At 60.1% G+C, this 24,606-nt stretch carries 24 protein-coding genes; 3 read left to right on the top strand and 21 right to left on the bottom strand.

What is annotated here, in order from left to right:
* Nucleotides 1-3: 3 nt before the first annotated feature.
* The 8 genes from GKKCFE_RS04230 to GKKCFE_RS04195 all read right to left on the bottom strand — a co-directional run bounded on the left by GKKCFE_RS04230 (nt 4) and on the right by GKKCFE_RS04195 (nt 6,892).
* On the bottom strand, nt 4-2,148 hold the full coding sequence (locus GKKCFE_RS04230) for a phage tail-collar fiber domain-containing protein (protein WP_445577519.1): 2,145 nt from the start codon (nt 2,146-2,148) through the stop codon (nt 4-6).
* Nucleotides 2,149-2,784 carry a phage tail protein I gene (locus GKKCFE_RS04225; RefSeq protein WP_445577518.1) on the bottom strand — a complete coding sequence of 212 codons (636 nt, stop codon included), beginning with the start codon at nt 2,782-2,784 and terminating at the stop codon, nt 2,149-2,151.
* A complete protein-coding gene (locus GKKCFE_RS04220; RefSeq protein ID WP_445577517.1) occupies nt 2,781-3,776 on the bottom strand; it encodes a baseplate J/gp47 family protein in 996 nt (331 codons plus the stop codon). The genes GKKCFE_RS04225 and GKKCFE_RS04220 overlap by 4 nt, the downstream gene beginning before the upstream one ends.
* A complete protein-coding gene (locus GKKCFE_RS04215) occupies nt 3,773-4,105 on the bottom strand; it encodes a phage baseplate protein (protein WP_047229990.1) in 333 nt (110 codons plus the stop codon). The genes GKKCFE_RS04220 and GKKCFE_RS04215 overlap by 4 nt, the downstream gene beginning before the upstream one ends.
* 11 nt (nt 4,106-4,116) lie before the next feature.
* Nucleotides 4,117-4,728, bottom strand: a complete 612-nt coding sequence (locus GKKCFE_RS04210) for a phage baseplate assembly protein V (RefSeq protein ID WP_445577516.1) — start codon at nt 4,726-4,728, stop codon at nt 4,117-4,119.
* Nucleotides 4,729-4,731: 3 nt separating this feature from the next.
* On the bottom strand, nt 4,732-5,244 hold the full coding sequence (locus GKKCFE_RS04205) for a hypothetical protein (RefSeq protein WP_445577515.1): 513 nt from the start codon (nt 5,242-5,244) through the stop codon (nt 4,732-4,734).
* A gap of 47 nt (nt 5,245-5,291) precedes the next feature.
* On the bottom strand, nt 5,292-5,642 hold the full coding sequence (locus GKKCFE_RS04200) for a phage holin family protein (protein ID WP_047229987.1): 351 nt from the start codon (nt 5,640-5,642) through the stop codon (nt 5,292-5,294).
* Between the two features lie 515 nt (nt 5,643-6,157).
* Nucleotides 6,158-6,892 carry a LexA family transcriptional regulator gene (locus tag GKKCFE_RS04195; protein ID WP_445578026.1) on the bottom strand — a complete coding sequence of 245 codons (735 nt, stop codon included), beginning with the start codon at nt 6,890-6,892 and terminating at the stop codon, nt 6,158-6,160.
* A 735-nt stretch (nt 6,893-7,627) separates the two neighbouring features.
* Between GKKCFE_RS04195 and mutS the strand changes: the two genes are divergently transcribed.
* Together mutS and fdxA are read left to right on the top strand one after the other, a co-directional pair.
* Nucleotides 7,628-10,207 (top strand): DNA mismatch repair protein MutS, encoded by a 2,580-nt coding sequence (gene mutS, locus GKKCFE_RS04190; RefSeq protein ID WP_076386171.1) that lies wholly within the window; start codon nt 7,628-7,630, stop codon nt 10,205-10,207.
* A gap of 142 nt (nt 10,208-10,349) precedes the next feature.
* A complete protein-coding gene (gene fdxA, locus GKKCFE_RS04185; protein ID WP_076386173.1) occupies nt 10,350-10,673 on the top strand; it encodes a ferredoxin FdxA in 324 nt (107 codons plus the stop codon).
* A 496-nt stretch (nt 10,674-11,169) separates the two neighbouring features.
* On the opposite strand, the gene rpoS is transcribed toward fdxA, so the two are convergent.
* From rpoS to GKKCFE_RS04145, 8 genes are all read right to left on the bottom strand, one after another.
* Nucleotides 11,170-12,177, bottom strand: coding sequence for an RNA polymerase sigma factor RpoS (rpoS, locus tag GKKCFE_RS04180; RefSeq protein WP_047227588.1), 1,008 nt, complete (start codon nt 12,175-12,177; stop codon nt 11,170-11,172).
* 106 nt (nt 12,178-12,283) lie between these two features.
* On the bottom strand, nt 12,284-13,129 hold the full coding sequence (locus tag GKKCFE_RS04175; RefSeq protein ID WP_047227587.1) for a peptidoglycan DD-metalloendopeptidase family protein: 846 nt from the start codon (nt 13,127-13,129) through the stop codon (nt 12,284-12,286).
* 226 nt (nt 13,130-13,355) lie between these two features.
* A complete protein-coding gene (locus GKKCFE_RS04170; RefSeq protein WP_171061419.1) occupies nt 13,356-13,991 on the bottom strand; it encodes a protein-L-isoaspartate(D-aspartate) O-methyltransferase in 636 nt (211 codons plus the stop codon).
* A 41-nt stretch (nt 13,992-14,032) separates the two neighbouring features.
* Nucleotides 14,033-14,782, bottom strand: a complete 750-nt coding sequence (gene surE, locus GKKCFE_RS04165; protein ID WP_047227585.1) for a 5'/3'-nucleotidase SurE — start codon at nt 14,780-14,782, stop codon at nt 14,033-14,035.
* Entirely contained in the window at nt 14,770-15,828 is a 1,059-nt protein-coding gene (truD, locus tag GKKCFE_RS04160; RefSeq protein ID WP_047227584.1) for a tRNA pseudouridine(13) synthase TruD, read from the bottom strand. Before truD ends, surE begins: the two co-directional genes overlap by 13 nt.
* Nucleotides 15,825-16,298, bottom strand: coding sequence for a 2-C-methyl-D-erythritol 2,4-cyclodiphosphate synthase (ispF, locus tag GKKCFE_RS04155; RefSeq protein ID WP_047227583.1), 474 nt, complete (start codon nt 16,296-16,298; stop codon nt 15,825-15,827). Before ispF ends, truD begins: the two co-directional genes overlap by 4 nt.
* Nucleotides 16,299-16,391: 93 nt before the next feature.
* The gene (gene fghA, locus GKKCFE_RS04150; protein WP_047227582.1) at nt 16,392-17,240 is read right to left on the bottom strand and encodes an S-formylglutathione hydrolase; all 849 of its coding nucleotides are present in this window, start codon (nt 17,238-17,240) and stop codon (nt 16,392-16,394) included.
* Nucleotides 17,241-17,248: 8 nt separating this feature from the next.
* Complete coding sequence (locus GKKCFE_RS04145) at nt 17,249-18,361, bottom strand: S-(hydroxymethyl)glutathione dehydrogenase/class III alcohol dehydrogenase (protein ID WP_025212132.1); 1,113 nt, start codon at nt 18,359-18,361, stop codon at nt 17,249-17,251.
* A 107-nt stretch (nt 18,362-18,468) separates the two neighbouring features.
* On the opposite strand from GKKCFE_RS04145, the gene GKKCFE_RS04140 reads away from it, so the two are divergent.
* Nucleotides 18,469-19,365 carry a LysR substrate-binding domain-containing protein gene (locus tag GKKCFE_RS04140; protein ID WP_047227581.1) on the top strand — a complete coding sequence of 299 codons (897 nt, stop codon included), beginning with the start codon at nt 18,469-18,471 and terminating at the stop codon, nt 19,363-19,365.
* 135 nt (nt 19,366-19,500) lie between these two features.
* Here GKKCFE_RS04140 and ispD read toward each other — a convergent pair whose 3' ends face one another.
* The 5 genes from ispD to GKKCFE_RS04115 form a co-directional block, all read right to left on the bottom strand.
* Nucleotides 19,501-20,208 (bottom strand): 2-C-methyl-D-erythritol 4-phosphate cytidylyltransferase, encoded by a 708-nt coding sequence (gene ispD, locus GKKCFE_RS04135; protein WP_316912674.1) that lies wholly within the window; start codon nt 20,206-20,208, stop codon nt 19,501-19,503.
* Nucleotides 20,205-20,483 carry a cell division protein FtsB gene (ftsB, locus tag GKKCFE_RS04130; protein WP_047227579.1) on the bottom strand — a complete coding sequence of 93 codons (279 nt, stop codon included), beginning with the start codon at nt 20,481-20,483 and terminating at the stop codon, nt 20,205-20,207. The genes ispD and ftsB overlap by 4 nt, the downstream gene beginning before the upstream one ends.
* A 170-nt stretch (nt 20,484-20,653) precedes the next feature.
* Complete coding sequence (gene eno / locus GKKCFE_RS04125) at nt 20,654-21,943, bottom strand: phosphopyruvate hydratase (RefSeq protein WP_047227578.1); 1,290 nt, start codon at nt 21,941-21,943, stop codon at nt 20,654-20,656.
* A gap of 159 nt (nt 21,944-22,102) precedes the next feature.
* The gene (kdsA, locus tag GKKCFE_RS04120) at nt 22,103-22,948 is read right to left on the bottom strand and encodes a 3-deoxy-8-phosphooctulonate synthase (RefSeq protein ID WP_188251265.1); all 846 of its coding nucleotides are present in this window, start codon (nt 22,946-22,948) and stop codon (nt 22,103-22,105) included.
* Between the two features lie 4 nt (nt 22,949-22,952).
* Nucleotides 22,953-24,584, bottom strand: coding sequence for a CTP synthase (locus tag GKKCFE_RS04115; RefSeq protein ID WP_047227576.1), 1,632 nt, complete (start codon nt 24,582-24,584; stop codon nt 22,953-22,955).
* Between the last annotated feature and the right edge of the window lie 22 nt (nt 24,585-24,606).

The raw sequence follows: 24,606 nt of genomic DNA, 5'->3' as shown, positions 1-24,606 counted from the left end.
TGATCACCACTGAATAATTACGTTGCCGGCGGCACCTGCACCGCCGTTGTAACCGAAGTACGCTCCCGAGCCACCACCTCCAGGCCCTACGCCCGTATTACCCGGATACAATCCTTGCGTACATCGAGCACCGGGGCCTCCACCTGAACCGCCAACAGGTCCGTAGCTGACATGCCCAACTCCAAGAGAAGTATTGAAGTCCCCTCCTGTACCAAGCCCACCACTACCAGGTCCATTTGCATAGCCGGACGGCGCGCTGCCCATGCCTCCGAACCCTCCGGTTGCGGATAGATAGGCCCCAAAGGACGACGTTGCTCCAGTATCACCGGATACCCCTTCCACGATAGCCCCGGCGCCACCAGCGCCTACAGTCACCGTAACGCTGGTTACGTTCGAGAGATCGACTAGCTTTTGCGCCCAACCACCGCCACCACCGCCACCTGATCCTGCCCCGGAGACTCCTGCACGACCACCGCCTCCCCCGCCGCCGATGACCGTAACCCATGCCTTCTTAACCCCGGCTGGCACCGCCCAGGTAAACACCCCTGCGGCCTTGTAGGTCTGAGTCGCCTTGAAAGGGCCGTGTCGACTGGTTGTGATTTCCTCCCAGTCTTTCCACTGGCCATCCTCACGACGTGCACGGATCGCCATACCAACCTCATCCCCCGACATTCCCGAGATCAGCGTTTGCGTCAGACGCTCGCCAACATTGGAAAGGCCAGAAACCTTGAGACCGTAGCGTCTGGTAGGACTCCAACCAGGTGGGAGGTTGAGCTGGCCAGCCGCGGCTGTCAGGTAATCACCAGGCACTGTGTAGTCATTCAAATCCTGTGCTGTACCGACGATTGCCCGGCCGACCCCAAACGACCCTGTGCCGAGCATGGCGCCCGGAGTTAAATCGAGCGGGTTAGCCTGTTTTGGCGTGTTGCCGCTACTCCATATCTGCGTCCAGGGAGTCCAGACACCGTTAGCAGTACGCGTGCGCATGCAGGTGATCGGCAGAATGGAGTTCACCAATGAATCCCAAAATTGCGTAGCCATGTTGCTATTGCCGCGCTCCATGTGAAAAACAGTACCGTTCGGGATTGCCCCCGTGCCTTGCGGCTCTGGATAAACTGGCTTGGTACCGGTTGTACTGGTGGTGACCATGTACACGCCAGTCAGCGAGAGAGTGTCGAGGTTCCCGGCATAGTTGAATGCGGAAGCACCCAAACCAAACTGAGCCATGATGGCCCGAACCGCCGCTGACGTAGCAATCTGGGAGCTGTTGTCGGTTCCCGCTACTGTCGGGGCCGTTGGTGTGCCCGACAAGGCCGGGGAATTAAGAGGCGCAAACCCCTGCGTCACATTCTGAAAACTCAACGCCGTAGTGCCCAGAACAATCCCACCATCCGTAACCAACTGCCAAATCGTATTAGCAAGCGTCGCCCCCTCTTCGACCGGAACACTCAATCCCGAAGTAACCTTGGCGTTCGCATCAGCATCCTTTGCCCGAACCCAATCGCCGTTCGCAGCAACGTAGATACCGTTGTCTTTCGCCAAGGTCTGGGATTTAACAAGCACCCGATTCCCGGCAACCACGGCAACACCGTCAATCGCCTGGGCACCACTCAAAACAATGTTAGCCGTCGTCGCCACCCGCACAGACTGCTTCCTGTCGAGCTTGGCCAGCTCATCAGCGACGTAGCTGGCAACCCAAGCCCGCGTCGCCTTGACCACCGTGTCATCAATCAGCAGCGTCACCAACTCAGCATTACTGGTCTCGAAAATAGACCGGATATAAAACTCTTTCCCCGAACCCGACGTCGCCAACACCGGCTTGAACGACTCCGGATATTTGACGATCGCATACAGAATCCCGGTATCGGTCCAGATCCCGGCCTCACGTACATACCAGCCGCCCACGTCGGGCGGGATGGTGACTTCAGCGAGCAACCAGCTCGGGTTTTTCTCATCCTGGAACAGCGCATTGAGTGGCCCGCGCCACACTTCGCGTTTGAGCGCCGTGGCAGTTGCGGCCGGGTTGTAAACTTCGCCGCCGCCGTCACCGACAGAAATCTGCGACAGCTTGATCGGTGTGCCCGCCGCCTTGCAGGCGGTTTCGTAGGCGATCCCCGCATCGGTGAGCAGGGTGTAGTAGTCGGCCATTTAGGACCCCTGTGGATAAATAGTGGAGGTTTCGACGGTGTAGAGCGCGGCGGCCATGAAGGCCCGGCCCGAGGCTTCTAGCCCTTCGATGACAATCGGATAAACCGTGGTGAGTTCGCCGCACACCGTGGCGGCGCCGATGACATGACGGCCGAACGCACTCAAGCCGACAGAGACCGTCAAGGTGTCGCGCTCGCTTTTGGCGTCGGCCAGACGGCGGTCGAGACGGGCGTCGATGGCTTCGCTGTAGGGCTGTTCGGTAAACGCCCTGACGGAAAAGCTGTAGGGCGGGCCGGGTGGCGTTTGCTCATGCCAAGCGCGCACCTCAGGCATCAGTTGCAAACCCTTGGCGGCGTTTTCCAGCGCCTTTCGCGTCCCGGCTTGCCGTGCGGTGGGCCAGGCCAGTTCAACCGTCAGGCGCTTTTCAGCTTCGGGCGCTGAGGAACTCCATTCACTGACCCCGCGATCCGCCGCGAGATAGGGCAGGAAAGCCAAAGGCGTGGCTGCCGGATTCATCAACTCGGGAAACGGCGGATCGATACGCTCCAGCAGCCGGGCGAACCCCAGATCGAGCGCCCTTTCCAGCGGCGAACTGTTGGCCGGCAGCAGGCTTGGGCGAGGTGTGTCGTCACTCATAACGTATCCACCTCGACCTCGACACCCATGCAGTACGGGGCTTGAAAAGCCGTTGTCACAATCGGCTCGAGCGGTTCGAGAATCTGCAACTGAACCGCCCCCGCGCTGTGCAGCGTGTAGTCGATCCAGCTCGGGTCCACCCGGCCCTCCAAGTGATGACAGGCCTCGGCGTACGCCTGCAGCTGCTGTTGTGCCGCAACCTGGGTCAAGCCCGAATCCGGGCCGGCATTGATCTTCGCCACGACGCGGATTTTGTAGGGTTTGATTTGCGCAGCCTGGACGATGACGTGATCCGTCTCCGGTCGCACATCAGGACGAGCGAAGTGCTGACGAACACCCTCAAGGAGTGTCTCGGACGGTGTGCCATCGCCTTCCCGGGACAGCACCGTGACCGTGACTTCACCCGGCGCGGTGCGGCGTGCGTTGCCGTCCTTGACCTGCGCCGCATAGCCATCCGGGTTGAAGGTGTAGGTAACCGTCACGACACCGGCCGAGGCGTTTTCCACCTTCACGACGGGCCGTTCACCCAGGGTAAAAATCTCCCGCCGATACTGCATGCGCGAGCCGGCCGCCGGGGCATGGGGCGCAAGGTAATAGCGCAAGCGGGCGTCATCATCGCTCTCGTAAACCGGAGGGATGGGCGGGAATGCTGCCGGGTCGCCAGGATCGAGCAACTGGCGTTCGAGACCCATGTCCGCGAGGCGGGCATCGAGGTTGGTCCCCGTGGCCCACCACGCCAGCATCTGCTTGATGCGGGCGTTGTATTTGCGTTCGTGGGTTTGCAGGCGGACGCAGAACGCCTCCAGGGCCAGGGTCAGCAATTCGCTTTCGTTTTCGAGGCTGTCCACCAGCTTCGCCGCGCTGGCGGGAGAGCGTGCGGCGACGTACTCGACCACGAAGGTCTTGAACTCTGCGAGCAAGTCTTCGAACGCTTCGACAGTGACGATTGCCGGTTCGGCCAATTGGTTCTGGCCGGGTATCAACATGCTCATGTCACCACCTCGAAAGTCTGTTTGCGGTTTTTCCAGGTGCCGGCGAAGCGCAACAACAAGCCGGCGCCGTGTCGGCTGGCGACAATGACCTGCGGCTCGAAGTCGCCAATGCCGTTGTCCGGGTTGTAGAACGCTTGGGCCGCGTGGCTCTGGGCAAGGATCAGCAAGTCGTCGCCGAGGTTCTGCCCGAGCAACTGCGTGAGGGCGCAGCCATACAGAGGGCGCTTCTGGCGAGTGCCCAGCGGCGTGGTCAATGCTCGAGTGGCGCGCTGCACGAACTGCAGCCAGTCGTCGACCGTGGCGCCGGTATTTCGATCGATTCCAATCATGAGGAAATCTCTTATGCGGTACTGATGACGCGCCCCTGGTGATCCACCACCGGGCCGCTCAGGTGCACACCAGACGCGTCGAGCCGTATGCCGACGGCGCCCAGTTGCAATTCGATGGCCTGCGGCGTCATCGCCAACCTCGCCGGGCCAATGCTTAAGTCGATGGACTCACGGGAACCGGTGAATGCCGTCGGGCCGTTTTGCCAGTGCAGGACATGGCTGGCGTGGTCGTAGCCGTTTTCCGTACCGTCCTGATAGCGGCGGCGCGTCAGTGATGCCTGTGTGGAGACGGGCGGGAATTGACCGCCGTTGAGACCGAACAACGCCACTGACTGCCCACCGCCCTCGCCGCCGCCATGATTGAGCAACAAACACTGCTCGCCCACCGAGGGAATCCGCGACTCGCTCTGTTCGCCAGCACTGGGATTGAAAAAACGGATCGCCGGGGTCAGCAATTCGCCATGGCTGACCTTGCAGGTGTTGCTGGCCGCATCGACCTCCTGACAAACGCCGATGCGACAGAAACTGTCGGCGCGCCGATGCAGGTCCTCAAGCTCGGTTTCCATCTCGGCCAGACGCTCGATGAGCGGCCCCAGATGCATCCGTAACAGCGCATCAAACATGGGTTAGCCCTCAAGTGCGGTGTATTGAGCCGGGTCGTCGATGTTCGAGACTTCCCAGGTCCGGGCGAATTTCGGGATGCCCAGCGGGTCCTCCAGCAGCGTCGGGCCGAGGTAGAGAGTTTGGGTAAATGAAAGGGTCCAGGCGGTGTACGCCCCAGCTTCATGGGTGAACGTGGATGCAAGGCCATCGATCTCCGTGGGCAGATCACATTGATCGCCCGACAGTCCCCAGCGGTTATCCACCACCAGATGTTTCAGCTCACCGGCGAGATCGCACGCCTCCCATCCCGCAACGGCCATGACCACTTGCAGGGAAACCGTCAGGACATGGGCAATACGTCCGTCATTGGCGCGGTTGCCTGACGCATCACGCTCGAGGGCAATCAGCACCCAGGGTTGGTCGTCGGTGCCATCGAACTCCTGGGGGCTGCCGATTTTCAAGGTGGGGTAAGTGGCGCGTAGCGTCTGGGCAATGGCGAAGAGCAGCTGCGACGGTTTTTCGAGGACGGCAGGCATCAAGGCCTCCTGTTTTTTATGGCGGCACGAAGATCAGCAGCGAGGGATCAATGTTGGTCGGAACGGGAATCACGCGGCGGCAGCTCACTGACGCCCATCCGCTTGGCGGCCCAGCGTTCGTAAAGCCCGATGGCCACGTCCGCCCCGGCCATCGCCGTCAGGCAACCGAAGGCTCCTGCGGCCCAGATCGACAGGCCCATGGCGTACAACAGCATGATCGCCGAGACGCCGCAGACCATGCAGGCGCCGGAACGCAGGGCCAGGCGACGCAGTAGCGACCAGCCGCGGGCGCCCTCTTTGTCGGCACGCCACATCTCGCCGGTCACGCCGCCCACCAGGGCGAGCACGATGACCAGCCAGATCGGCATGTCCAGCAACGCTTGTTGCTCGTTTGTCATGTCACGCCTCCTGGGGTGATGGATGAGAAATGTGTGTTGGGTTCAAACGATGTCTCTTGAGGTAGGCATTCCAAAAAGCCCGGGATGAACCGGGCTTTTCAGTAATGCGGTCCTTCGCCTTCCCTGGCCGATGGCCAGAAGGAAGTTGATCTTTCGGCGCGACTGGCGCGGTACGGATCCATTCAAATTGTTTTTCCGACCGCGGTCCCTGCCCGCCGGATAACTGCTTCTGGTGCTTTACGCTGCACACCCGGGTCAGTTGCCAACCCTCTGAACCGTTAAGGCCGGTTCATCGCTGCCTGTTGGTGGAACTAAAGAGCTTCGTTGCCAGCCGCTTTGTCGAGCGGCTTGGACACAGAATATGCATGAATGCATATACAGTCAATGCGTAAATGCATTTATTTATGCGCGATGAATGCATAGACGCATAAAGCCCAGCAAACACAGGGGTCAGGGGATTTTCACAGGCGTAAAAAAACCCGCACGATGGCGGGTTTTATCTGACAGCGGAGGGGTTAACGGGCGTACATGCCCCACCAGAAGACGTGGCCGAGGATGACGATTTGCTCATCCTGCATGTCCTGGAAGGTGTAGTCCTCATCCGGATGCTCGTCGCGGTTGAAGCTGCGCAGACGGATGCCGGTGGGCAGACGGTAAAGCTGCTTCACCCGCAGTTGACCGTTGTGGTTGATGGCATAGAGGTCGCCGTCGACGATGTCGCCGATCCCGCACTTGCCTGCGTTCACCCCGACCGTTGCGCCATCGCGCAGCACCGGCAACATGCTGTTGCCGCGTACCGTCACGCATTTGGCCTGATCGAACTGCACGCCGTTATGACGCAGGCTGCGCTTGCCAAAGCGCAGGCTTGAGCGCTCGCTCTCCTCGATGACGAATCTTCCTGATCCAGCAGCCAATTCAACCTCACGCAGAAAAGGGACCGACACCTCGTCTTCTTCGACGGGGGTGTCGTCATCCCACAGGCTTATGTCCTTGAGTTCGGAATGCGGCTCGTCGCGGCGCGGATGGCCGGCAGACGCAATGTCCGCGCGCCCGCGCAACTGATCGGTACTCACGGCAAAGTATTCGGCGATCCGGGAGATGTGTTTATCCGAAGGATCGACGATCTTGCCGCTGAGAATCCGCGACAGGGTTGACTGAGGCACGCCGGTACGACGGTGAAGCTCCGTGGGGGAGATCCCGTGCTGATCGAGCAATGCTCTTAATACGGTAGAAACGTTGCGTTTTTGCATAACGCGCATGATGCGTGTTCTTTTTGCAGAAGACAAATGCTGTTTTGCATAAGTGTGCATATCGATGGTGAAGTGTTTCCGTCCAACATCAACGCAAGCTGAACCACCGCTATCGCGAGCAAGCTCGCTCCCACAATTGGATCGGAGTACGACCGGAAGAACCAGGCCGGCTGTCAGGCCGCCTCGCGAGCAAGCTTTGCTCCCACAGATATGATGGGTATACAACCGGGAGAATCAGACCGGCTTCAGGCCGCCTCGCGAGCAAGCTTTGCTCCCACAGATATGATGGGTGTACGACCGGAAGAACCAGGCCGGCTGTCAGGCCGCCTCGCGGTGGACGTTGATCTCGGCGCCCCATTAACCACGCTGGCTGAACGAAGGCATTGCGCAGTGGGCAACCCGGCATGGATGCCGGGTTAGCCGCGCTGGGCCATGGATGGCCCTTCGCGGCGGCCCACGGAGCAATGCCTTCGTTCAGGCATGCCGAGCCTAAGCGAGGCACCGAGTGGTGGGGCAGAAGCGCTTTGGTTACTTTCGCGCTTTTCGAAAGTGACCCGCCGTAAGGGCGGAACCATAAGCGGCCGTTACCGCAGCAACGGATATACATACGATCCCAACAACACTCATCCCTGGGTCCCCCCCGACCGCCCATGTTAACCTTGCGCCCATCGCGGAAAAGCCGGACCAATGCCCCTCCTTTTGCCCCACACCTTTCAACGAGCCTCCCTGAGACCCATGAATACAGCCGTAAACGACCTCTCCAGCCACACGCCAATGATGCAGCAATACTGGCGCCTGAAGAATCAGCACCCCGATCAGCTGATGTTCTACCGCATGGGCGACTTCTACGAGATCTTCTACGAGGACGCGAAGAAAGCCGCCAAGCTATTGGACATCACCCTGACGGCGCGTGGGCAATCGGCGGGCATGGCGATTCCGATGTGTGGGATTCCTTACCACGCGGCGGAAGGTTACCTGGCGAAGCTGGTCAAGCTCGGCGAGTCGGTGGTGATCTGCGAGCAGGTCGGCGACCCGGCCACCAGTAAAGGACCGGTGGAACGCCAAGTCGTACGGATCATCACGCCGGGTACGGTCAGTGATGAAGCCTTGCTGGATGAACGCCGGGACAACCTGATCGCCGCCGTGCTGGGCGATGAGCGCCTGTTCGGCCTGGCGGTGCTGGACATCACCAGCGGCAATTTCTCGGTGCTAGAGATCAAGGGCTGGGAAAACCTCCTGGCGGAGCTGGAGCGGGTCAATCCGGTGGAGTTGCTGATCCCGGATGACTGGCCCAAAGACCTGCCGGCGGAAAAACGCCGTGGCGTGCGGCGCCGGGCGCCGTGGGATTTTGAGCGCGACTCGGCGCTGAAAAGTCTCTGCCAGCAGTTCTCCACTCAGGACCTTAAAGGCTTCGGTTGCGAAAACCTGACCCTGGCCATTGGCGCTGCCGGCTGCCTGCTGGCTTACGCCAAGGAAACCCAGCGCACCGCCCTGCCCCACTTGCGCAGCCTGCGTCATGAGCGCCTGGATGACACCGTGGTGCTGGACGGCGCGAGCCGACGCAACCTGGAGCTGGACACCAACCTGGCCGGCGGGCGCGACAACACCCTGCAATCGGTGGTCGATCGCTGCCAGACCGCCATGGGCAGCCGTCTGCTGACCCGTTGGCTGAACCGTCCGCTGCGAGACCTGACGGTGCTGCTGGCGCGTCAGAGCTCCATTACCTGCCTGCTGGATCGTTATCGCTTCGAGCAGTTGCAACCGCAGCTCAAGGAAATCGGGGACATCGAGCGGATCCTGGCGCGTATCGGCCTGCGCAACGCCCGCCCCCGTGACCTGGCGCGCCTGCGCGATGCCCTCGGCGCCCTGCCCGAGCTTCAGGTGGCGATGACCGACCTGGAAGCGCCGCACCTGCAACAACTGGCGCGCACCACCAGCACTTACCCGGAGCTGGCCGCGCTGCTGGAAAAAGCCATTATCGACAACCCGCCAGCGGTGATCCGTGACGGCGGTGTGCTGAAAACCGGCTACGACGCCGAACTCGACGAGTTGCAATCGCTGAGCGAGAACGCCGGGCAGTTCCTGATCGACCTCGAAGCCCGGGAAAAAGCCCGTACCGGCCTGGCCAACCTCAAGGTCGGTTACAACCGTATCCACGGTTACTTCATCGAATTGCCGAGCAAACAGGCCGAACAGGCGCCGGCTGACTACATTCGTCGCCAGACGCTGAAAGGCGCCGAGCGTTTCATCACCCCGGAACTCAAGGCGTTCGAAGACAAGGCGTTGTCGGCCAAGAGCCGTGCCCTGGCCCGGGAAAAGATGCTCTATGAGGCGCTGCTCGAAGACTTGATCAGCCAACTGCCGCCGCTGCAGGACACCGCCGGCGCCTTGGCGGAGCTGGACGTGCTGAGCAACCTGGCCGAACGCGCGCTGAACCTGGACCTCAACTGCCCGCGGTTTGTCAGCGAGCCGTGCATGCGCATCACCCAGGGTCGTCACCCGGTGGTTGAGCAGGTATTGACCACGCCGTTCGTGGCCAACGACCTGAGCCTGGATGACAACACCCGCATGCTGGTGATCACCGGTCCGAACATGGGCGGTAAATCCACCTACATGCGTCAGACCGCCTTGATCGTGCTGCTGGCCCACATTGGCAGTTTCGTGCCGGCAGCCAGTTGCGAATTGTCCCTGGTGGACCGGATCTTTACCCGCATCGGTTCCAGCGATGACCTGGCCGGCGGGCGTTCGACCTTCATGGTGGAAATGAGCGAAACCGCGAACATCCTGCACAACGCCACCGAACGGAGCCTGGTGCTGATGGACGAGGTCGGACGCGGCACCAGCACCTTCGACGGCCTGTCCCTGGCTTGGGCAGCGGCCGAACGGCTGGCGCACCTGCGGGCGTACACGCTGTTTGCCACCCACTATTTCGAACTCACCGTACTGCCGGAAAGCCAGCCACTGGTGGCTAACGTGCATCTCAATGCCACCGAGCACAACGAGCGCATCGTATTCCTGCACCATGTGCTGCCCGGCCCGGCCAGCCAGAGCTACGGCCTGGCGGTGGCGCAACTGGCCGGCGTCCCCAGCGAAGTGATCAGCCGTGCGCGCGAGCACCTGAGCCGTCTGGAAACCACCAGCCTGCCCCACGAAACACCGCGCCCGAGCAAAGGCAAACCGGCGGCTCCGCAGCAGAGCGACCTGTTCGCCAGCCTGCCGCATCCGGTGCTTGATGAACTGGCCAAAGTGGATCTGGACGACCTGACGCCACGTCGGGCACTTGAATTGCTTTATTCATTGAAGACACGGATCTAACGCACTGGCGTTCAAGCTGGTAGAATCTCGCGCGGTTTGGGATGCTGCGGACTATTAGCCTGGTCCGCAGACTATCGCTCCCGAACCTGGCGAGCCCACCGTGAAGGGGTTCCGCTGCCGCCGCCTGAGGAGAGAATTAGAAATGACCTTCGTCGTCACCGACAACTGCATCAAGTGCAAGTACACCGACTGCGTAGAAGTCTGTCCGGTGGACTGCTTTTACGAAGGGCCGAACTTCCTGGTCATTCACCCGGACGAGTGCATCGATTGCGCCCTGTGTGAACCGGAATGCCCGGCGAATGCCATCTTCTCGGAAGACGAAGTGCCGGCCGGCATGGAGAACTTCATCGAGCTGAACGCTGAACTGGCGGACATCTGGCCAAACATCACCGAAAAGAAAGACGAGTTGCCAGACGCCAAAGAGTGGGATGGCAAACCAGACAAGCTCAAAGACCTCGAACGCTGATATCACCCTGCGCTCGTTGAAAAAGGCCCCTTGCGGGCCTTTTTGTTTTCTCGGATTCAATAAATCGCAGGCAAAAAAAAGGGGCGGTTTGACCCGCCCACATTTTTTCCCTAATCCCTTTGATCCTTTTCATCGTCCTGATGAATCGCATCCTGCGATGTCCTTCCTTCCCCATCGTCCGTGACAGGTGTGTCTGTCCGTCGACACAGGACTGATATTAGTATTTTCCCCAGCGAGTGCAATTGGCCAAACGCCGTCGCCGGGCCTCGTCACAGGATTGAAATACATAAAAATATAGTTATATATCAATAAGATACGAAAAATACGACGGCCTTTATAGTCGTCTATCCCTTCGACGGGAAACCAAACGCTTACGCAACACTAGGCAAAAGCTTACACGCCAACCCGGCAAACAGAGTAAGCGCTGCAACAGCCGCCACAGAAACGAAAAAGCCCCGAACCAGTCGGGGCTTTTCTTATTACGCGTGCGTTCCCGTTATTGGAACAACGACTCGCTCGACAGGCCGTTCTTCTCCAGGATCTCCCGAAGACGCTTGAGGCCTTCGACCTGAATCTGCCTGACCCGCTCACGGGTCAGCCCAATTTCCAGGCCCACATCTTCAAGGGTGCTGCTTTCATGACCGCGCAAGCCGAAGCGGCGAATCACCACTTCCCGTTGCTTGTCCGTGAGCTCCGAGAGCCACTGGTCGATGCTCTGGGACAAGTCATCGTCCTGGAGCAGCTCGCACGGGTCGGTAGGTCGGTCATCGGTGAGCGTGTCCAGCAGGGTCTTATCCGAGTCCGGACCCAGCGAGACATCAACCGAAGAAACCCGCTCGTTGAGCCCAAGCATGCGCTTGACCTCGCCCACCGGTTTCTCCAGCAGGTTGGCGATCTCTTCGGGTGAGGGTTCGTGGTCGAGCTTTTGGGTGAGTTCACGGGCAGCCCGCAGGTAGACGTTCAGCTCCTTGACCACATGGATCGGCAACCGGATGGTCCGGGTCTGATTCATGATCGCCCGCTCGATGGTTTGACGAATCCACCAGGTCGCGTAGGTCGAGAAACGGAAGCCTCGCTCGGGGTCGAATTTCTCGACAGCGCGAATCAGCCCCAGGTTACCCTCTTCGATCAGGTCCAGCAGCGATAGGCCACGATTGACGTAGCGTCGGGCGATTTTCACCACCAGGCGCAGGTTGCTTTCAATCATGCGTTTTCGCCCGGCCGGGTCGCCACTTTGCGACAGACGCGCAAAATGAACTTCTTCCTCGGGGGAGAGCAGCGGCGAGAAGCCGATTTCGTTGAGGTACAGCTGAGTGGCGTCCAGCGCCCGTGTGTAGTCGATGTACTTATGTTGTTTAAGCGAAGCGGAGTGTCTGGATTTGGCACGAACGGAAGGTGGAGTCGCCCCTTCATCATTCGACATCGAATCCATAGCGATGCCGGTCTCCATAAGGAGAACCTCATCGTCGATGTCAAACTCCGGCACTTCTTTACTGAGAGCCATTGTTATAGTCCTTTGGTGAGTTCGACCTCAAGCTCAAGCGACGCCTTTATCCTTGGCAACGCTGGAGCCTGTTCCCTCTACGTGACGGAACAGGCTGACAATCAAATCAACGACGTGGCAGGAATTGCAGCGGATCGACTGGCTTACCTTGTCGGCGAATCTCAAAATGCAGTTTCACCCGGTCCGTTCCCGTTGATCCCATTTCGGCAATTTTTTGCCCGACCTTGACCTGCTGCCCCTCCCGAACCAACAGCCTGCGGTTGTGACCGTAGGCACTGACGTAGGTATCGCTGTGTTTGATGATCACGAGTTCGCCGTAGCCCCTTAAACCACTCCCGGCGTACACAACCGTGCCATCAGACGCGGCTAAAACAGGCTGTCCCAAATCCCCGGCGATATCAATTCCTTTATTCAAACTACCGTTTGAAGAGAATTTTCCAATAAGAACGCCATTAGAAGGCCATCCCCAGCCGCTCGGGCTGGGGCCTGGCGCGGGGGTAGGAGCAGGTGTCGGTTTGCTCGCGACGGACGGTACTGTTGCCGTTGCGGCACCGACCGGACGTTGAATCACCGTGGTTCTACTCGACGACGAAGCCGTCGAACCGGACTGAGTCACCACCGCGGTAGGCGTTGAACCACTACGCCCATCAAAGCGAATTCTCTGACCCGGATGAATCGTATAAGGCGCAGGAATATTGTTTCGCGCAGCGAGGGCTTTGTAGTCCCAGCCATAGCGAAAAGCGATGGAAAACAGCGTATCACCGCGACGGACTACATACTGACCGGTCGTTACTGTAGGACGTTGAGGCGTCGCGTTGGTGCGATCGACAACCCGGACGTTACCCGACGGGGTACTGGAGCAACCGACCAGCAAGGTACTCAAGACAAGGCCAGTCACCAGGCGCTGAAAGCTCGTGATACCCATACGCTGCGCAATGACTGTGAGACTCACCCGCCGCTCCCTTTGTGGTGGTTGAAAAATTGGAAACTGCCTGTGCAGGCAACGGTATTACAAATACAACTGGCCGCAACCCCACCTCTATTAATGAAGCGCGAGGCGCTGCCGCACACGTTTGCTCGACGCCGTTGCAATCCGTTTAACCAATCAACGGTTAATTGATCAGCGCCGGTGTAAGACACAACCCACGCCACGGAATTCAGCGTCTGTTTATAAATGCTCAGGCCAATGGCCCGTTAAGCAACGGAACGAACCGAACCGCCCCCAGCACGTGACGTGAAAAACCCTGTTCTTCGCGCACGATCAGCATCAACTGCTGGACTTCACCAGCCCCCACCGGAATGACCAACCGGCCGCCGGGGGCCAGTTGATCCAGCAAGGCCTGGGGCACATCAGTGGCAACGGCGGTCACGATGATGCCGTTATAAGGTGCCAGGGCCGGCCAGCCTTCCCAGCCATCGCCCCAGCGAAACACCACATTGCGCAGGTTCAGTTCCACCAGGCGTTCCTTGGCGCGATCCTGCAGCACCTTGATCCGCTCCACGGAAAACACCCGCTCCACCAGCTGCGACAACACCGCCGTCTGGTAACCCGAACCGGTGCCAATCTCCAGCACCTTGTCCAGCGGCCCCGCCTCCAGCAGCAACTCGCTCATGCGGGCCACCATATAAGGCTGGGAAATGGTCTGGTTGTGGCCGATCGGCAATGCGGTGTCTTCGTAGGCGCGATGGGCCAAGGCTTCATCGACGAACAAATGCCGTGGGGTGCGGCGAATCACTTCCAGCACCTGAGCGTTGGAAAGGCCTTCTTCATAGAGCCGTTGAATCAGGCGCTCCCGGGTACGCTGGGAGGTCATGCCGATTCCGCGGCGCAGTATATCGTCTTGCTCGCGAGCCATCAGCGCAGCCCCTCCAGCCAGCCATCGAGCGTTCGAAAAGCATCGTTGAAGGTCCGATCCAGCTGCAACGGCGTTATCGAGACATAGCCTTGCATCACTGCATGAAAATCGGTGCCCGGCCCGCCATCCTCGGCATCACCGGCGGCGGCGATCCAGTAACCAGCCTTGCCCCGGGGATCGACCACCTGCATGGGTTTGGCCGCGCGGGCACGATGACCCAGGCGAGTGAGCTGGATGCCTCGGATGTGATCCAGTGGCAGGTTCGGAATATTCACGTTCAGCACCGTGCGCGGTGGCAGGTCCAGCTCGCCATGGGCCTCGACCAACTTGCGAGCGAAGTAGGCGGCAGTAGGCAGATTATCGACTTGCCGCGAAACAAACGAAAAGGCAAACGACGGATGCCCGAGGAAACGGCCCTCAAGGGCGGCGGCCACGGTGCCGGAATAAAGCACGTCATCCCCCAGGTTGGCCCCCAGGTTGATGCCCGAAACCACCATGTCCGGCTCGCGCTCCAGCAAGCCGTTGAGGCCCAGGTGCACGCAGTCGGTGGGGGTGCCGTTGAGGCTGATGAAACCATTATCCAGATAGCACGGGTGCAATGGTCGGTCGAGCGTCAGCGAACTGCTGGCGCCGCTTTTGTCCTGGTCCGGGGCGATGACCACGCATTCGGCAAAATCCGCCAGCGCAGCATAAAGCGCGGCAAGGCCGGGTGCTGTCACCCCGTCGTCGTTAGAAATCAGAATACGCATGGGCTGTCCGTCTGCCCCACCGGCACCAGATCGACGAGTTCGCGCACCAAGACAGTGGCGAAACATCCGGCCGGCAGGACGAATTCCAGTTGCAGAATGTCAGGCGAGGGATAATGCCACGACAGGCCGCCAATGGGCAGTCGCAGGATGCGACGTTCGTGACTCATTCCCGCGTTTATCAACCAGTCGCGCAGATCGGCCTCCGCCTCGGCGATGGCCTGCTCCAGATCATGGACCGCGCCGGCGGCAGGCGAAGGTCCCTCGCCCCACTGCGGCCCGGTGGGGTGCAGGTCGAGAATCGCTAGGCGTGGGTCACTGCACTCGGCCTCGCCGGCGGGGAAAAAACTGCGGCTGTCGGTGAAGGCCAGCAAGTCGCCCACCTGCGCGTGCTGCCAGGTGCCATCGGCCACCCGAGCCGCCAACACCCGGTTGAAGAGAAAACTGCGGGCGGTGGACAACAGCCGCGAACGCACATTGCGCTGTTCCGGCAAAGCCTTGCGCGCCGCCCAGGCGCGGGCATCGACGAGGTTACCGCCGTCATGCCCGAAGCGCTGGGCGCCGAAATAATTGGGAATGCCCAGACGGGCGATCTGTTGCAGACGCGCATCGATCGCCGCTGGATCGCCCTTGAACTGGGTCAGGCGCAAAGTAAAGCCATTGGCCGAGTGCGCGCCGCGTTGCAGCTTGCGTTTATGGCGACCGGTCTTGAGGATCTTCAGCGTTTCGTTTTCCGCCGCCGACAGGTCCGGGTCGGCCTTGCCCGGCAACTGGACGCTGAACCACTGGCGGGTCAGCGCCTGGCGGTCCTTGAGACCGGCATAACTGACGGTGCGCAACGATACGCCGGCGGCCTTGGCAATTCGCCGGGCCGCCTCTTCAGTGTTCAAACCGCGTTTTTCAACCCAGATCCATAAGTGCTCGCCTTCGCCCGTGAGCGGGATGTCGAGCACTTCGTCGACCTGAAAATCTTCAGCAGTGGCCTTGAGTACTGCGCTGCCCAGCGACTCGCCGTAGGCACGGGGGCCTAATAGTTCCAGTTCGGTCATGGGCGCAGCAACAAGGCAACGCTATGAACGGCAATGCCTTCTTCGCGACCGACGAAACCAAGTTTCTCGGTGGTGGTGGCTTTCACGTTGACCTGGTCCAGCTCAACTTGCAGGTCCTCGGCAATCAACCGACGCATCGTTTCGATGTGTGGCGCCATTTTTGGCGCCTGGGCGACGATGGTGTTATCGACATTGCCGACTTTCCAGCCCTTGGCGTGGATCAGCGAGACCACGTGGCGCAGCAGCACCCGGCTGTCGGCGCCCTTGAACTGCGGGTCGGTGTCGGGGAAATGTCTGCCAATATCCCCCAGCGCAGCCGCGCCAAGCAAGGCGTCGCTCAAGGCGTGCAGCAGGACGTCACCGTCAGAATGCGCGAGCAGCCCGAAGCTGTGTGCAATACGCACGCCGCCCAGAGTAATGAAGTCGCCTTCAGCGAAACGGTGAACATCGTAGCCGTGGCCAATACGCATAAAAAAACGCCCCGATTTTTGTCAGGGCGTGATTCTACCTGCATTCAGCGTGGGGAGCGCCCTCAATTAGCTCCCTCGCCAAGGGGAAACAGACTAAGAGCCCCCTAAAGCGTGGGCATGATGTTGCAAGTGATCCTCAATGAAGCTGGCGATGAAGAAGTAGCTGTGGTCGTAGCCCGGTTGCAGGCGCAGCTCCAACGGATGACCGGCAGCCTTGGCCGCTTGCTGCAAGGCTTCGGGCTTGAGCTGGTTGGCCAGGAAATCATCGCGATCGCCCTGATCCACCAGCAACGGCAGCTTTTCGCCAGCTTCGGCGATCAATGCACAGGCATCCCACTCACGCCACTTCGAGCGGTCTTCCCCCAGATAACGAGAAAACGCCTTCTGGCCCCACGGGCAATCCATCGGATTGTTGATCGGCGAAAATGCCGACACCGAGCGGTAACGCCCTGGGTTACGCAAAGCGCAGACCAGCGCGCCGTGGCCACCCATGGAGTGACCACTGATGCCGCGCTTATCCGAGGCCGGGAAATGCGCTTCGACCAAGGCCGGCAATTCCTGCACCACGTAGTCATGCATCCGATAGTGCCGCGCCCACGGTTCCTGCGTGGCGTTCAGATAAAACCCCGCACCCAGGCCAAAGTCCCAGGCACCGTCCGGATCGCCCGGCACGTCGGCGCCGCGCGGGCTGGTGTCCGGCGCGACAATAATCAGGCCCAGTTCGGCAGCCATGCGCTGGGCGCCGGCCTTTTGCATGAAGTTCTCGTCGGTGCAGGTCAACCCGGACAACCAATACACCACAGGCAACTTGCCGCCCTGCTCGGCCTGGGGCGGCAGGTACACGGCAAACACCATGTCACAACCAAGCACTTCGGAACGATGCCGGTAACGCTTGTGCCAGCCGCCGAAGCTTTTCTGGCAGGAAATGTTTTCAAGACTCATGACCGACCTCAGAAATGAATAACGGTACGGATGCTCTTGCCTTCATGCATCAGGTCGAACGCCTTGTTGATATCTTCCAGGCCCATGGTATGGGTGATGAAGGTATCCAGCGGAATCTCGCCCTTCTCGGCCATTTCCACGTAGCTTGGCAATTCGCTGCGCCCGCGCACACCGCCAAACGCCGAACCGCGCCAGACGCGCCCGGTCACCAACTGGAATGGACGGGTGGCGATTTCCTGGCCGGCCCCGGCCACACCGATGATCACCGACTCGCCCCAGCCCTTGTGGCAGCATTCCAATGCGGCGCGCATCAGTTGCACATTGCCGATGCACTCAAAGGAAAAATCCACGCCGCCGTCCGTCATGTCGACGATGACTTCCTGGATCGGACGGTCGAAATCTTTTGGGTTGACGCAATCGGTGGCGCCCAGTTGCTTGGCGATTTCGAACTTGGCCGGGTTGATGTCGATGGCAATGATGCGCGATGCCTTGGCTTTCACCGCACCAATCACCGCCGACAGGCCAATGCCGCCCAGGCCGAAGATCGCCACGGTGTCACCTGGCTTGACCTTGGCGGTGTTGAGGACCGCGCCGATACCGGTGGTGACGCCGCAACCCAGCAGGCAGACTTTTTCCAGCGGCGCTTCTTTGGGGATTTTCGCCACGGAAATTTCTGGCAATACGGTGTATTCGGAGAACGTCGAGGTCCCCATGTAGTGGAAAATCGTCTCACCCTTGTAGGAAAAGCGCGAGGTGCCATCTGGCATCAGGCCTTTGCCTTGGGTGGCGCGAATCGCCTGACACAGGTTGGTCTTGCCCGACTTACAGAATTTGCACTGCCCGCACTCCGGCGTATACAGCGGAATGACGTGATCGCCCACCGCAACCGACGTCACGCCTTCGCCGATGGCCTCGACAATAGCGCCGCCTTCATGGCCGAGGATCGACGGGAAGATCCCTTCCGGGTCGGCGCCCGACAAGGTGTAGGCATCGGTGTGGCAGACACCCGAGGCCACCACGCGCAGCAACACTTCGCCCGCCTTGGGCATGGCGACGTCGACTTCAACGATTTCCAGGGGTTTCTTGGCCTCGAAGGCAACGGCCGCGCGTGACTTGATCATGGGGAGTCTCCAGCAAATAAAAACAAGACAGGGAGTGTAATCCCTCACCGGACGATGAATAATCCAACCAAAAGCAAAACATTATTGCTGCACAGGGATAATCATTCATGTCCGATAACCGCTGGGAGGGCATTGACGAATTCGTCGCCGTGGCCGAATGCAGCCAATTCACCGCCGCCGCCGAACGCCTGGGGGTTTCGTCTTCCCACATCAGTCGACAAATCGTACGGCTTGAAGAGCGTCTGCAGACACGACTGCTGTATCGCAGTACCCGCCGGGTCACTCTGACCGAGGCCGGCCAGACGTTCTTGCAGCATTGCCAGCGCCTGCAGGACGGACGCGAAGAAGCACTGCGGGCGGTGGGCGACCTCACCAGCGAACCCAAGGGCATGTTGCGCATGACCTGTGCCGTGGCCTACGGCGAGCGGTTCATTGTGCCGCTGGTGACACGGTTCATGACGCTTTATCCGCAATTGCGGGTGGACATCGAACTGAGCAACCGCCCCCTCGATCTGGTTCACGAAGGCCTGGACCTGGCGATTCGCCTGGGCCGTTTGCAGGACTCACGCCTGGTTGCCACGCGCCTGGCGCCACGGCGCATGTACCTGTGCGCATCGGCGTCCTACCTGGAGCGCTACGGTCGCCCCCATAGCTTGTCGGAATTGAGCCGCCACAATTGCCTGATCGGCAGCTCCGACCTCTGGCAACTGGAGCAGAACGGGCGGGAATTTTCCCAACGAGTGCAGGGAAACTGGCGTTGTAACAGCGGGCAGGCGGTGCTGGATGCGGCTTTGCAAGGGGTGGGATTGTGTCAGTTGCCGGATTACTACGTGTTGGAACATTTGCACAGCGGGGCGTTGATATCGCTGTTAGAGGCTCACCAGCCGCCGAATACAGCGGTGTGGGCGTTGTATCCGCAGCAACGGCATTTGTCGCCGAAGGTGCGCAAGTTGGTGGATTACTTGAAGGAGGGGTTGGCGCAGCGGCCGGAGTATCGGGGGTAACACTGGTTTTCATGTGACCTGAGCGATTGCTATCGCGAGCAGGCTCGCTCCCACACTGGATCTTCAGCGGCTACAAATTTTGTGTACAGCCAAAGTCCCTTGTGGGAGCGAGCCTGCTCGCGATGGCGATTCCACTTAATGGCGATTCGCCCAACGCTGGCGCAACCACTCCAGATCTTCAGGGCGTGTGACCTTGAGGTTATCGGCCCGCCCTTCGATCAGGCGTGGCGCTTGACCTGCCCATTCCATGGCGGACGCTTCATCGGTAATCACGGCATCGGCCACCAGGCTGTCAGCCAGGGCCCGGTGCAGGGCACCGAGACGAAACATTTGCGGTGTATAGGCTTGCCAGATGACGCTGCGGTCAACGGTTTCCACTACACGGCCGTGCTTGTCGACTCGCTTGAGGGTGTCACGCGCCGGCACAGCCAGGAGGCCGCCGACCGGATCATTCGCCAGTTCCCTGAGCAATGTGTCCAGATCGTCCCGGGCCAGGTTGGGCCGGGCGGCGTCGTGCACCAAGACCCAGTCGTGATCATCGGCACCCTGTCCGTGAAGATGCAGCAAGGCATTGAGCACCGAATCCGAACGTTGTTCGCCACCGTCCACGCGCTGGATGCGTGTATCGCTGGCGCAGGCCAGGGTCGGCCAATAAGGGTCATCGTGGGCAACACTGACCACCACGCCTTTTACGGTCGGATGATCGAGGAAACAGCCAAGGCTGTGTTCGAGAATTGTGCGTCCGCCCAGTTGCAGGTATTGCTTGGGACGGTCCGCAGCCATACGGGCTCCAACGCCCGCGGCAGGAATCACGGCCCAGAAGGCCGGCAAACGGATACTCATTGGGCCAACTGGTAGAGGGTTTCGCCCTCTTTAACCATGCCCAGTTCATGGCGAGCCCGCTCTTCAACGGTCTCCATGCCTTTTTTCAGTTCACTGACTTCGGCGTCCATCACCCGGTTACGCTCCAGCAACGCCTCGTTTTCGGCATGCTGTTCGGCAATCTGCTGAGTCAGGTCCGCCACTTGCGCCAGGCTGCCATTACCCACCCAAAGGCGGTACTGCAGGCCAGCCAGCAACAGGAGCAAGACAAGAAACAACCAATTGGGACTGCGCATCGAATCTCAGGTTTCCAGTGAAAAAGACAGCCATGCCACACTTTGAAGCGTCTGATAGCACGAAGCCTGGAAAAACCAGGCTTGTGCTTGATAAGGCATCAGATTAGAGGCAAAACCGCCGCTATTGCGACTTTTTCGACATCATCCGGTGTCTTTTTACCATCTACCGCTTAACCGCGAAACTCGGCACGACCGTTGTACTTGGCCTTGCCGTTCAACTGCTCTTCAATACGCAGCAGTTGGTTGTACTTGGAGACGCGATCGGAACGGCACAGCGAACCGGTCTTGATCTGGCCTGCCGCAGTGCCCACGGCCAGGTCGGCAATGGTCGAATCTTCGGTTTCGCCGGAGCGGTGGGAGATCACGGCAGTGTAGCCGGCGGCCTTGGCCATCTGGATGGCTTCCAGGGTTTCGGTCAGGGTGCCGATCTGGTTGAACTTGATCAGGATCGAGTTGGCGATCTTCTTGTCGATGCCTTCTTTCAGGATCTTGGTGTTGGTTACGAACAGGTCGTCGCCTACCAGCTGGGTTTTTTCGCCGATCTTGTCGGTGAGGATTTTCCAGCCGGCCCAGTCGGACTCGTCCAGGCCATCTTCGATGGAGATGATCGGGTAGCGCTCGGTCAGGCCCTTGAGGTAGTCGGCAAAACCTTCGGCGGTGAATACCTGGCCTTCACCGGACAGGTTGTACTTGCCGTCTTCGAAGAACTCACTGGCCGCGCAGTCCAGGGCCAGGGTCACGTCGGTGCCCAGCTTGTAACCGGCGTTGGCCACGGCTTCGGAGATCACTTTCAGCGCGTCTTCGTTGGACGCCAGGTTCGGTGCGAAACCGCCTTCGTCGCCAACGGCAGTGCTCAGGCCACGGGCCTTCAGCACAGCCTTGAGGTGATGGAAAATCTCGGTGCCCATGCGCAGGCCTTCGGAGAAGGACTTGGCGCCCACTGGCTGGACCATGAATTCCTGGATGTCGACGTTGTTATCGGCGTGCTCGCCACCGTTGATGATGTTCATCATCGGCACCGGCATCGAGTAGACACCCGGGGTACCGTTGAGGTTGGCGATGTGTGCGTACAGCGGCAGGTCCTGATCCTGGGCGGCAGCCTTGGCAGCGGCCAGGGACACGGCGAGGATCGCGTTGGCGCCCAGGGTGGCTTTGTTTTCGGTACCGTCGAGCTTGATCATCGCGTGATCGAGGGCTTTCTGGTCGGCAGGATCCTTGCCCAGCAACAGGTCACGGATCGGACCATTGATGTTGGCGACGGCTTTGAGCACGCCCTTGCCCAGGTAACGACTCTTGTCGCCATCACGCAGCTCCAGCGCTTCGCGCGAGCCAGTGGAAGCACCGGACGGCGCGCAGGCGCTGCCGATGATACCGTTGTCGAGAAGCACGTCCGCTTCAACAGTGGGGTTGCCACGGGAGTCGAGAACTTCACGACCTTTGATGTCGACGATTTTTGCCATTGTTGTAAACACTCCAAAGTTGACGAAACGCTGTAACAGTAAGGCTTGCCGACGACGGTCCCGAAGGACGTCATCGCTGGCAAGCCATGCTCCCACAAAAGCAGTGCGGCCAGCGGGCCAGAGCGATAATCGAGCGGTACTTTACCGGAGAAAACCGCGTTACGCGGTTTCTATCGTCGGAAAACTCTTGACCAGTTCGTCCAACGCCTTGAGCTGAGACAAGAAGGGTTCCAGCTTGTTCAAGCGCAAGGCACAAGGGCCATCACACTTGGCATTGTCCGGGTCCGGGTGGGCCTCGAGGAACAGACCTGCCAGGGACTGGCTCATGCCGGCCTTGGCCAGGTCGGTGACCTGGGCGCGCCGCCCCCCTGCGGAATCGGAACGACCACCGGGCATTTGCAGCGCGTGGGTCACGTCGAAGAACACCGGGTATTCGAACTGCTTCATGATGCCGAAGCCAAGCATGTCCACCACCAGGTTGTTGTAGCCGAAGCTCGAACCACGCTCGCAGAGGATCAACTGGTCATTGCCGGCCTCTTCGCATTTGCTCAGGATGTGTTTCATCTCCTGGGGCGCGAGAAACTGGGCTTTCTTGATGTTGATCACCGCACCGGTCTTGGCCATCGCGACCACCAGGTCGGTCTGGCGCGACAGGAAGGCCGGCAACTGAATGATGTCGCAGACCTCGGCGACCACCGCGGCCTGCTCAGGCTCGTGGACGTCGGTGATGATCGGCACGCCGAAGGCTTGTTTGATGTCCTGGAAGATGCGCATGCCCTCTTCCAGGCCAGGGCCACGGTAAGAGGTCACGGACGAGCGATTGGCCTTGTCGAAACTGGCCTTGAAGACATAAGGGATGCCCAGCTTCTGGGTGACCTTCACGTACTCCTCGCAGACCTGCATCGCCATGTCACGGCTTTCCAGTACGTTCATGCCGCCGAACAGCACCATGGGCTTGTCGTTGGCAATCTCGATGTCGCCGACGCGAATGATCTTCTGGGCCATCGTTTTATGCCTTCTTCTGGTGTTGAGCCAATGCGGCTTTCACGAAACCACTGAACAGCGGGTGGCCGTCCCGTGGCGTCGAGGTGAACTCGGGGTGAAACTGGCAAGCAACGAACCATGGATGATCCGGGGCTTCGACCACCTCCACCAGCGCGCCGTCACCGGAACGACCGGAGATTTTCAGGCCGGCCTCGATCAGTTGCGGCAGCAGGTTGTTGTTCACTTCGTAGCGATGGCGGTGACGCTCGACGATCACATCCTTGGCGTAGCAATCGTGCACCTTGGAGCCGGCTTCAAGCAGGCATTCCTGGGCACCGAGACGCATGGTGCCGCCCAGGTCGGAGGCTTCGGTGCGTACTTCCACAGCGCCGGTGGCATCTTCCCACTCGGTGATCAGGCCCACGACCGGGTGACCGCTGGCGCGATCGAATTCGGTGGAGTTGGCGTCCTTCCAGCCCATCACGTTACGGGCGAACTCAATGACCGCCACTTGCATGCCCAGGCAGATGCCCAGGTAAGGCACCTTGTTTTCGCGAGCGTATTGAACAGCGGTGATCTTGCCTTCCACGCCCCGCAGGCCAAAGCCGCCCGGCACGAGGATCGCATCGGCGCCTTCGAGCAGACCGGTGCCCTGGTTCTCGATGTCTTCAGAGTCGATATAGCGCAGGTTGACCTTGGTACGGTTGCTGATACCGGCGTGACTCATCGCCTCGATCAGCGACTTGTAGGCATCCAGCAGCTCCATGTACTTGCCGACCATGGCGATGGTGACTTCGTGTTCCGGGTTGAGCTTGGCATCGACCACCGCTTCCCATTCGGACAGGTCGGCGCTGGCGCACTGCAAGCCGAAACGCTCGACGACGAAATCGTCCAGGCCCTGGGAGTGCAGGATGCCCGGGATCTTGTAGATGGTGTCAGCGTCTTCCAGGCCGATCACCGCACGCTCTTCAACGTTGGTGAACTGGGCGATCTTGCGCCGCGAAGAAATATCGATCGGGTGGTCGGAGCGGCAGATCAGCACATCCGGCTGCAGACCGATGGAGCGCAGTTCCTTGACCGAGTGCTGGGTGGGCTTGGTCTTGGTTTCGCCAGCGGTGGCGATGTACGGAACCAGGGTCAGGTGCATCAGCATCGCGCGCTTGGCGCCGATTTCGAAACGCAACTGGCGGATGGCTTCGAGGAACGGCTGGGACTCGATGTCACCCACAGTGCCGCCGATTTCGACCATCGCCACGTCGGCGTCGCCGGCACCCTTGATGATGCGGCGCTTGATTTCGTCGGTGATGTGCGGGATGACCTGGATGGTCGCCCCCAGGTAATCACCACGGCGCTCTTTGCGCAGCACGTGCTCGTAGACACGGCCGGTGGTGAAGTTGTTGTTCTGGGTCATGGTCGTGCGGATGAACCGCTCGTAGTGGCCCAGGTCCAGGTCGGTCTCGGCGCCGTCGTGGGTGACGAACACTTCACCGTGCTGGAACGGGCTCATGGTGCCCGGGTCGACGTTGATGTACGGGTCCAGCTTGAGCATGGTGACCTTAAGTCCCCGCGCCTCCAGGATGGCCGCCAATGAAGCCGAGGCAATGCCTTTCCCCAATGAAGAAACAACACCGCCCGTGACGAATATGTAGCGCGTCATGAAAAACCCTAGAAGTCTGCGT

This window comes from Pseudomonas sp. E141 (genome assembly GCF_052659885.1).
This window is presented reverse-complemented; position numbering and strand designations above follow the sequence as displayed.